Source organism: Streptomyces sp. NPDC033131, assembly GCF_055578365.1.
This window is the reverse complement of sequence record NZ_JBVIPA010000028.1, coordinates 122,054-130,718: the sequence shown is the minus strand read 5'-3', so window position 1 is coordinate 130,718 and position 8,665 is coordinate 122,054. Positions and strand designations below refer to the sequence as shown.

Genomic DNA, 8,665 nt, shown 5'->3' with positions numbered 1-8,665 from the left:
GGGACCCCCATCGAGGCCGCTCCGGCGCCTTGCGATGCACGGCACCAGACCACGCGACCTGATCGGACGCTCATAGTGAAAGGACCCCTAAGGCCCCCGGCGGGCTCACTCCGGCTCGGGCATCTTCTCCGGCGGGTGGAGCGGCTTGGCGTTCCACCGGTGGCGGATGTTGCGGCAGTCCCGTTCGTCGCTGACGCAGATCCAGTAGTCCTCCACGTAGGTGCGGGGCTTCAGCTGCTTCAGTGTGCGGATGATCTGCCGCTCCCGGTCGTCCTTCGGCTGCCGGTGCGGCTGGTAGGTACCGCAGGTGTGGCAGGGGAGCATCTTCTCCTTGGGCATTCCGCCACGATCGCGCGAAACCTCGCATTCCGCTGCCCCTGTGAGCCGCGTGTTCACCGGGGCTCGTGAAGTCCGACGGTTTTGCCGCACTTCTCTCACTCGATTAGCCGTGCGAACCCGGACGTGCCGTAGCACCATGGGCACATGACGGAGATCGACACGTCGGTGCCGCACTCGGCCCGGATCTGGAACTACTGGCTCGGCGGCAAGGACAACTACCCGGTGGACGAGCTGGCCGGTGATGCCTACACCGCCGTCTTCCCCGGGATCGTCACCATCGCCCGCAGCAGCCGCGCCTTCCTCGGCCGCAGCATCCGGTACCTGGTGCAGGAGGCCGGCGTACGGCAGTTCCTCGACGTGGGCACCGGCCTGCCCACCGTCGACAACACCCACGAGGTCGCCCAGCGCCTCGCCCCCGAGTCGAAGATCGTCTACGTCGACAACGACCCGCTGGTCCTCGCCCACGCCCGCGCCCTGCTCACGTCCACGCCCGAGGGCGCGACGGCGTACGAGGACATCAGCCTCTTCGAGCCGGAGCAGATCCTGCGCGCCGCCGCGAAGACCCTCGACCTCACCCGGCCCACCGCGTTGATCCTCAGCGGCATCCTCGGCCATGTCGCCGACTACGACGGGGCCCGCACCATAGTCCGCCGCCTCCTGGAGGGCCTCCCCTCCGGCAGCTACCTCTGCGTCAACGACGGCTCCCGGGGCACCGACCCCGACTACGAACAGGCCCAGGACGCCTACAACGAGACCGGCGCGGTCCCCTACTTCCTGCGCCCGGTCGACCGGATCGCCGCCTTCTTCGACGGCCTCGACCTGGTCGACCCCGGCGTGGTGTCGGTACCCCTGTGGCGCCCCGACGGCACCGCCCCCGCCCCGATCGGCCAGCACGGCGGCCTGGCCCGCAAGCCCTGAATCCTGCCCGCCGACGACGAGGAAGCCCCCGCGAGTCACGTCCTCGCGGGGGCTCCTCGTCATTCCGCCTGCCGTGTGAAAGGTGAGAAGACGATCACGAGGCAGGACGCTCATAGTGAAAGGGGTCAGGAGGACAGGAGCAGGACATCCGCCCGGGACTTCGCCGCCTCGTGACGGCGGGCCACGTCCTGCCAGTCGACGACCTGCCACATCGCCTCGATGAAGTCGACCTTCTGGTTCCTGTACTGGAGATAGAAGGCGTGCTCCCAGGCGTCGAAGACGAGGATCGGCACCGAGCCCTGGCCCACGTTGCCCTGGTGGTCGTAGATCTGCTCGACGATGAGGCGGCCGCTCAGCGGCTCGTAGGCGAGGACGCCCCACCCGGAGCCCTGAGTGGTGGCGGAAGCCTTGGTCAACTGCGCCTTGAACCCCGCGAAGGAGCCGAACGACTCGGTGATGGCGTCCGCCAGGCCGCCCACGCCGTCCGTGGCGAGGGGTTCGCCGCCGCCGTCGCCGCTCATGTTCGTCCAGTAGATGCTGTGCAGGATGTGCCCGGAGAGGTGGAAGGCCAGGTTCTTCTCCAGGCCGTTGACCGACCCCCACTGCTCCTTGTCCCGCGCCTCCGCGAGCTGCTCCAGCGTGTCGTTCGCGCCCTTCACGTAGGCGGCGTGGTGCTTGTCGTGGTGCAGCTCGATGATCTCGGGGCTGATCACGGGGGCGAGCGCGGCGTAGTCGTAGGGCAGTTCGGGCAGCGTGTACACGGGCATGCGGGGTCCCCTCGAACCTCTTATTGCAAATAACTTGCAACTGCACGCTATCAACAAGAAGGGCCGGGCGAGAAGAAGGCCCCCACGTGTCGCACGTGAGGGCCTTCTGCCGGCGAAGGGGCGCGTCAGCTCCTCGCGCGCGCCCGCTGCCAGGCGTACCCGACGACCGCCAGGACCAGCGTCATCCCGCCCGTCGAGTACAACTGCACCCGCGTGTCCGGTTCCCGCGCCATCAGGACGAAGATCGTCGCCATCCCGGCCAGTGCCACCCACGTCAGCACCGGGAACGCCCACATGCGCACCGCGAGCTTCCCCGGATTCTCCCGCTCCAGACGGCGGCGGAGCCGGAGCTGCGAGAGGGCGATGAAGATCCAGACGACGAGGATGACCGCGCCGATCATGTTGAGGAGCCAGGGGAAGACGTCGTCGGGGCGCCAGTGACTCAGGAGCACGCAGACGAAGCCGAAGACGCAGGACGCGAGGACCGCGACGCGGGGGACCCCGCCCGAGACCCGGCCCAGCGCCCGGGGGCCCTGGCCGCGCTCGACCAGGGAGTAGGCGATGCGGGAGGAGCCGTAGATGTTGGCGTTCATCGCGGACAACAGGGCCACGAGGACGACCACGTTCATCAGTTGGCCGGCGCCGGGGATGCCGAGCTCGTCGAGCGTGGCCACGTACGGGCCCTTCTCGACGACCGCCTTCGAGTCCCAGGGGACGAGGGTGACGATGACCGCCATCGAGCCGATGTAGAAGAGCGCGATGCGCCACATCGCCGTACGGACCGCGCTCGCCACACCGCGGACCGGGTCCTGCGACTCGGCCGCCGCGATGGTGACGGTCTCCAGACCGCCGTACGCGAAGACCGAGGCGAGCAGGCCGATGACCAGGCCCTCGCCGCCGTGGGGGAGGAAGTCGCTCAGATGCGACGTGCCCGGCGCGTCCGTGCCCGGGAGGACACCCGCGATCGCCAGGACGCCGAGGACCAGGAACAGGGTGATCGCGCCGACCTTCAGGGCCGCGAACCAGAACTCGAACTCGCCGAAGTTCTTCACCGCGGCGAGGTTCGCGCCGCAGAAGACCAGCATGAACAGCGCCACCCAGGCCCACTCCGGCGTGCCCGGCAGCCAGCCCGTCACGATCTTCGCCGCGCCGATGCCCTCCAGACCCACGGCCGTGCAGAGCAGGACCCAGAACGACCAGCCGGCGGTGAAACCGGCCCAGGGACCGATCGCGCGCTCGGCGTGCGCGGAGAAGGAACCGGAGGAGGGGTAGGCGGCGGACATCTCACCGAGCATCCGCATCACCAGCATCACGAGGATGCCGGAGAGGGCGTACGCGATGACGATCGACGGACCGGCGGCGGCGATTCCGGCGCCGGAGCCGACGAACAGGCCGGCGCCGATGACACCGCCGAGGGCGATCATCGACAGGTGGCGCTGCTTGAGGCCGTGGGACAGGGAGACGTCCGTGGGGGGCGTCTTCGTGGTGGTGCTGGGCATGGGCGCGGCTCGTCCAGTGCGTGAGATGGGCAAAACGCCCACAGTCTGGGCAGCCTCTCCGGCCGGAAGGAGAGACCGCCCAGCATGCGGACGCCCGTGCCACGCAGCGTGGTTACGCCGCCACGGAGGTGTAGTGCGAGGCGTCCCCCTCGATCACGTAGCTCTCCTTGCCCTCCACGCCCACCGGCACGTCACCGGCGACGGTCACCCGGTGCAGGCGGCGGGGCAGGCCGTCGTAGTTGTCGATGGCGTAGTGCTGGGTGATGCGGTTGTCGAACAGGACGAGCTGGTTCTCCGACCAGCGGTGGCGCAGGACGTTCTCCGGGCGGGTCACGTACGCCTGGAGCAGGTCGAGGATCCTGCGGGACTCGCCCACCGACAGGCCCACCAGACGCTGCGCGAACCCGCCGATGAACAGGCCGCGTTCGCCGGTCAGCGGGTGGACACGGACCACCGGGTGGGCCGTGCGGTACTTGATCGACGTGAACTGCGCGCGTGCGGCGGCCTGCGCCTCGTCGACCGTCTCCTCCGGTACGGCGTAGTCGTAGTCGTTGGTGTGCTCGGCCCACAGCGTGTCGGCCAGCAGCCGCAGCGGCTGCGGCAGATCACGGTAGGCGGCGGCCGAGCTGGCGATCAGGGTCTCGCCGCCGTACGGCGGGACCGTGATGCTGCGCAGGGTGCTCGCCTGCGGCGGGTTGAGGACGAAGGTGACGTCCGTGTGCCAGTTGTTGGCGGCGCGGCCCCGCTCGCTGTCGACGGGCAGCACGTTCGGTACGCCCTCGACGGACGGCACGGTCGGGTGGGCGGTGGTGATGTCCCCGAAGTGCCGGACAAAGGCCTGCTGGCCCTCGTCGTCGAGGTCGACGTCGTCGAAGACCAGGGCCTTGTGGGTGTTCAGCGCGTCGCGGAGGGCGACGACCGTCTCCTCGTCGAGGGGCTTGGCGAGGTCGACGCCGGAGATCTGTGCACCGATGTTCGCGGTGACCTTGCGGATCCGGATGTCGGACATGTGCGGGTCCTTTCAGACTCGGGCGAGTGCGGGCGTGACGTACTGGTTGGCGGGGCGTGGGAGCCCGTATCGCTCCCGCAGGGTCCGGCGCGGGCCGTACTCCGTGCGGAGCAGGCCGCGGGTGCGCAGGATCGGGACGACGTGGTCGACGAAGGTGTCGAGGCCGGAGGGCAGCACCGCGGGCATGATGTTGAAGCCGTCGGCGGCCCCCTGCGTGAACCACGTCTCGATCGCGTCGGCGACCTGCTCGGGTGTGCCCGCGAAGGTGAGGTGCCCGCGGCCGCCGCCGAGCCGCCCGACCAGTTGCCGCACGGTGAGGCGTTCGCGCCGGCCGAGCCCGACGATGAGGGTGTAGCGGCTCTTGGCTCCCTCGATGGCACTCTCCGGCGGCAGGTCGGCGGGGAGCTGGGCGTCCAGCTCCAGTGTTCCCGGCTCCAGTTGCAGCAGGCTCTCCAGCCGGGCCACTCCGTGCGTGTACACGATGTGGTCCTCGAGGAGCTGCTCCTTCTTCCGGGCCTCCGCCTCCGTCGACCCGATCACCGGGACGATGCCGGGCAGCACCTTGATGTGGTCCGGGTCGCGGCCGGCCGCCGCCGTACGGGACTTGAGGTCCGCGTAGAAGGCCTGCGCGTCCTCGATGGTCTGCTGGGCGGTGAACACGGCCTCCGCGTACCGTGCCGCGAAGCGCTTTCCGTCCTCGCTCGACCCCGCCTGCACCAGCAGGGGGTAACCCTGCGGGGTGCGCGGCACGTTGAGGGCGCCCTCGACGCTGAAGTACGTCCCCTGGTGCCGGGGCGGATGGACCTTCGTGTCGTCGCCCCAGACGCCGGACGCCTTGTCGGCGACGATCGCGTCGTCCTCCCAGCTGTCCCACAGCTTGAGGGCCACCTCGAGGAACTCGGCGGCGCGGGCGTAGCGCTCGGCGTGCGCGGGCTCGGCGGCGAGACCGAAGTTGCGGGCGGCCTCGGCACCGGCCGTGGTGACGATGTTCCAGCCCGCCCGGCCGCCGCTGATGATGTCGAGCGAGGCGAACTTGCGGGCCAGGTTGTAGGGGGAGTTGTAGGAGGTGGAGGCGGTGGCGATCAGGCCGATGTGCTCGGTGGCCGTCGCCAGGGCGGTCAGCAAAGTGAGCGGCTCCAGGGCGCCGGCGGGCCGCTGGGCCAGGTTGCCCCACAGCTGCGGTCCGTCGGCGAGGAACAGCGAGTCGAACGTGCCGCGCTCGGCGATCCGGGCGAGGTGGACGTAGTGGGCGAGGTCCACGTGCGCGTACGGGTCGCTCTCGGGCAGCCGCCACGACGCCTCGTGGTGGCCGGTGTTCATCAGGAACGCGTTCAGGTGGAGCTGTCTGGTGGTCACTTGTGGTCCTCCGTCACGCCGAGGGCGGCCAGCAGCCGCTCCCGGTACTCGCCGAGCAGCGGATCGCGGTACGAGCGCGGATGCGGGCGGTCGATGGTCAGGTCGAGGCCGATGCGGCCCTGGTCGAGGACGAGGACCCGGTCGGCGAGCACGATCGCCTCGTCCACGTCGTGGGTGACGAGCAGCACGGAGGGGCGGTGGCGTTCCCACAGCTCCCTCAGCAGGACGTGCATCCGGATCCGGGTGAGCGCGTCCAGGGCACCGAACGGCTCGTCGGCCAGCAGGAGCTCCGGCTCACGGACCAGGGAGCGGGCCAGGGCGGCGCGCTGCGCCTCGCCGCCGGACAGCTCGTTCGGCCAGGCCCGTTCGCGGCCCTTCAGGCCCACTTCGGCCAGGGCCTCGCGGCCCCTCCGGTCCGCCTCCTTGCCGTCGAGACCGAGCAGGACGTTGTCGAGGACGCGCTGCCAGGGCAGCAGCCGGGAGTCCTGGAAGACCACGGACACCCTGGACGGGGCCGTCAGCCGACCGCTCCCCGCCACCTCGTGGTCGAGGCCGGCGACCGCCCGCAGCAGCGTGCTCTTGCCGGAGCCGCTGTGCCCGAGCAGGGCGGTGAACTGTCCGGCGGGGAGGTCGAGGTCGATGTCGTCGAGGACCGTGCGCCCGTCGAACGACCTGTTCAGGCCCCGGAGCTGGACGGCCGGGCGGGTCAGTTGCTCAGCGTGCGGCGCCATGACAGCACCCTCCGTTCGATCAGACGGACCGCGCTGTCGGAGATCAGGCCGAAGATGCCGTAGACGACCAGGCCGACGAGGATGACGTCCGTCTGGCCGTAGTTCTGGGCCTGGAACATCATGTAGCCGAGCCCGCTGGTGGCGTTGATCTGCTCCAGCACGACCAGGCCCAGCCAGGAGCCGGTCACCCCGAGCCGCAGCCCGACGAAGAAGCCGGGCAGGGCGCCGGGGATGACGATCCGCCGGATGAAGGCGTACCTCGACAGGCCCTGGACCTCGGCGAGCTCGACGTACCGGTGGTCGATGCCGGACAGCGCGGAGTGCGTGTTCAGGTAGATCGGGATGTAGACGACGATCGCGATGATCGCCACCTTGAAGGTCTCGCCGATGCCCAGCCAGAGGATGAACAGCGGGATCAGGCCGAGCGTCGGGATCGCCCGGTTGAGCTGCACGGACCCGTCGATCAGCGCCTCGCCGGTCCGGCTGAGACCGGCGGCCAGGGCCAGGGCGATGCCCGCGGTCAGGCCGATCGCGAAGCCCGATCCGGCGCGTTGCAGCGAGGTCAGGATGTCGTGGGGCAGGGTGCCGTCGGTCCACAGGCGGACGCCGCTCTCCAGCACCGTCCAGGGCGCCGGGATCGCACCCGGGTCGAGCTGTCCGGCGGCGGAGGCGGCGGCCCACAGGGCGAGGACGAGGGCGGGGCCGAGGAGGCGGGTCGCGGGCAGCCGGCGGCCGGGGGAGAGGCGGCGGCGCCGGCGGACCTGAGGACTGCCGGCCTCGGTCGGCGTGACGGGCGCGGTGGCGGTCGTGGTCACGGTGGCGCTCACCTCCGGTACTCCGCCGGTACGGACTTCGCCGCGATGCCCTCGAAACGCCGGTCGAAGAGCGAGTCGACCTTGAGCTTCTTCACGAAGCCGCCCTCCGCCAGCAGATCGGCGGTCTCCTGCTCCCACTTCACGGCCTCGTCCCAACTCGGCGGGAACAGAGGCTTGTTGGCGAGTTCGGTGATCGACCGTGCCTGCGCGAGGCTCAGGTTCTGCGTCTTGACGTAGAACTCCTCGTTCCAGGCGTCCGGGTGCTCGTACTGCCACACCTGGCCCTTCGCCCAGTACGGGACGTACGCGGCGACCGCGGCGGCCTTGGCGGAGTCGGACAGCACGGAGGCCGGCGCCCACAGCAGGTTGAGCAGGTCCACGACGTCCGTGGTGATGGCGTGGGCGCCCTTGGACTCGTACTGCTGGAGATAGGCGGGCGCCTGCTGGTTGGCGAGCGGCGCGATGTCCACCTGGCCCGACTGCAGTGCCGTGAGGAACTGGTTGCTGGTCAACGGCACGAGTTTCACGTCGTCGTACGCCAGCCCCGCCTTCTTCAACGCCCGCAGGAGTACCACACCTTGGGCCTGTCCCTGCGAGAAGGCGAGCTTCTTTCCCTTGAATTCCTCGACCGAGCGGATGTCGCTGCCGGGCTTGGTGGCGAAGAGGTAGTTCGGCTTGCGGGTGATGTTGATCGCGACGATTTTCGCGTCGTAGCCCTGGAACTGCGCCTGGATCGGCGGAATTCCCGCGTTGTTGGCGACGTCCAGGGATCCGGCGCGGAAGGCGTTGATGACGTCGGGTCCGGCGCCGATGTTCGCCCAGCTGCTCACCTTGAACGGAAGGTCGTCGAACCCGGCGAGCTTGAACTGGAGTTGCTGGACGTTCTGGTACGAGGCGATTTTCAGGCTGGTGCCGGCGGGGACCGTCTTCGCCAGCGGCTCGGAGAGGGACGTCTTCGAGGCCGCGGCGCTGCTGCCCGCGCAGCCGCTGAGGCCGGCGGCAGCGGCGGAGACGCCGAGCAGGGAGGTGAGAAAGAGCCGTCGGTCGATTCCGGGCGTGGGTGGGGAGGGCATGGGAGGACTCCGTAAGCCGAGAAGTGAAGCGAGAAGTGAAGCGAGACGTGAAGCGTGAAGTGAAGGGAAACGCGCGCGATTCCGGGCAGGGGAAACGCCGAGGCCCGACAAGGGAATTCACGCAGGAAGAGAGGTGGGCGCGCGCTTCAAGCGCGGCA

Annotated in this window: 9 protein-coding genes; 1 reads left to right on the top strand and 8 read right to left on the bottom strand. The window is 69.8% G+C overall.

The window, feature by feature from the left end; genetic code table 11:
• Positions 1-105: 105 nt before the first annotated feature.
• Positions 106-339 (bottom strand): hypothetical protein, encoded by a 234-nt coding sequence (locus ACZ5XS_RS30525; protein ID WP_468656698.1) that lies wholly within the window; start codon positions 337-339, stop codon positions 106-108.
• Positions 340-483: 144 nt separating this feature from the next.
• Here ACZ5XS_RS30525 and ACZ5XS_RS30520 point away from each other — a divergent pair, with 144 nt between their 5' ends.
• Complete coding sequence (locus ACZ5XS_RS30520) at positions 484-1,257, top strand: SAM-dependent methyltransferase (RefSeq protein ID WP_468656696.1); 774 nt, start codon at positions 484-486, stop codon at positions 1,255-1,257.
• Between the two features lie 125 nt (positions 1,258-1,382).
• Here ACZ5XS_RS30520 and ACZ5XS_RS30515 read toward each other — a convergent pair whose 3' ends face one another.
• The 7 genes from ACZ5XS_RS30515 to ACZ5XS_RS30485 all read right to left on the bottom strand — a co-directional run bounded on the left by ACZ5XS_RS30515 (position 1,383) and on the right by ACZ5XS_RS30485 (position 8,507).
• On the bottom strand, positions 1,383-2,024 hold the full coding sequence (locus tag ACZ5XS_RS30515) for a superoxide dismutase (RefSeq protein WP_468656694.1): 642 nt from the start codon (positions 2,022-2,024) through the stop codon (positions 1,383-1,385).
• 125 nt (positions 2,025-2,149) lie between these two features.
• A complete protein-coding gene (locus ACZ5XS_RS30510; RefSeq protein WP_468656692.1) occupies positions 2,150-3,523 on the bottom strand; it encodes an amino acid permease in 1,374 nt (457 codons plus the stop codon).
• Between the two features lie 112 nt (positions 3,524-3,635).
• A complete protein-coding gene (locus ACZ5XS_RS30505; RefSeq protein WP_468656690.1) occupies positions 3,636-4,532 on the bottom strand; it encodes a TauD/TfdA dioxygenase family protein in 897 nt (298 codons plus the stop codon).
• Positions 4,533-4,544: 12 nt separating this feature from the next.
• Positions 4,545-5,888, bottom strand: coding sequence for an LLM class flavin-dependent oxidoreductase (locus ACZ5XS_RS30500; RefSeq protein ID WP_468656688.1), 1,344 nt, complete (start codon positions 5,886-5,888; stop codon positions 4,545-4,547).
• Positions 5,885-6,619 (bottom strand): ABC transporter ATP-binding protein, encoded by a 735-nt coding sequence (locus ACZ5XS_RS30495; RefSeq protein ID WP_468656686.1) that lies wholly within the window; start codon positions 6,617-6,619, stop codon positions 5,885-5,887. Before ACZ5XS_RS30495 ends, ACZ5XS_RS30500 begins: the two co-directional genes overlap by 4 nt.
• Positions 6,595-7,446, bottom strand: a complete 852-nt coding sequence (locus tag ACZ5XS_RS30490) for an ABC transporter permease (RefSeq protein ID WP_468656684.1) — start codon at positions 7,444-7,446, stop codon at positions 6,595-6,597. The genes ACZ5XS_RS30495 and ACZ5XS_RS30490 overlap by 25 nt, the downstream gene beginning before the upstream one ends.
• On the bottom strand, positions 7,443-8,507 hold the full coding sequence (locus ACZ5XS_RS30485; protein WP_468656682.1) for an ABC transporter substrate-binding protein: 1,065 nt from the start codon (positions 8,505-8,507) through the stop codon (positions 7,443-7,445). The genes ACZ5XS_RS30490 and ACZ5XS_RS30485 overlap by 4 nt, the downstream gene beginning before the upstream one ends.
• Positions 8,508-8,665 lie beyond the last annotated feature (158 nt).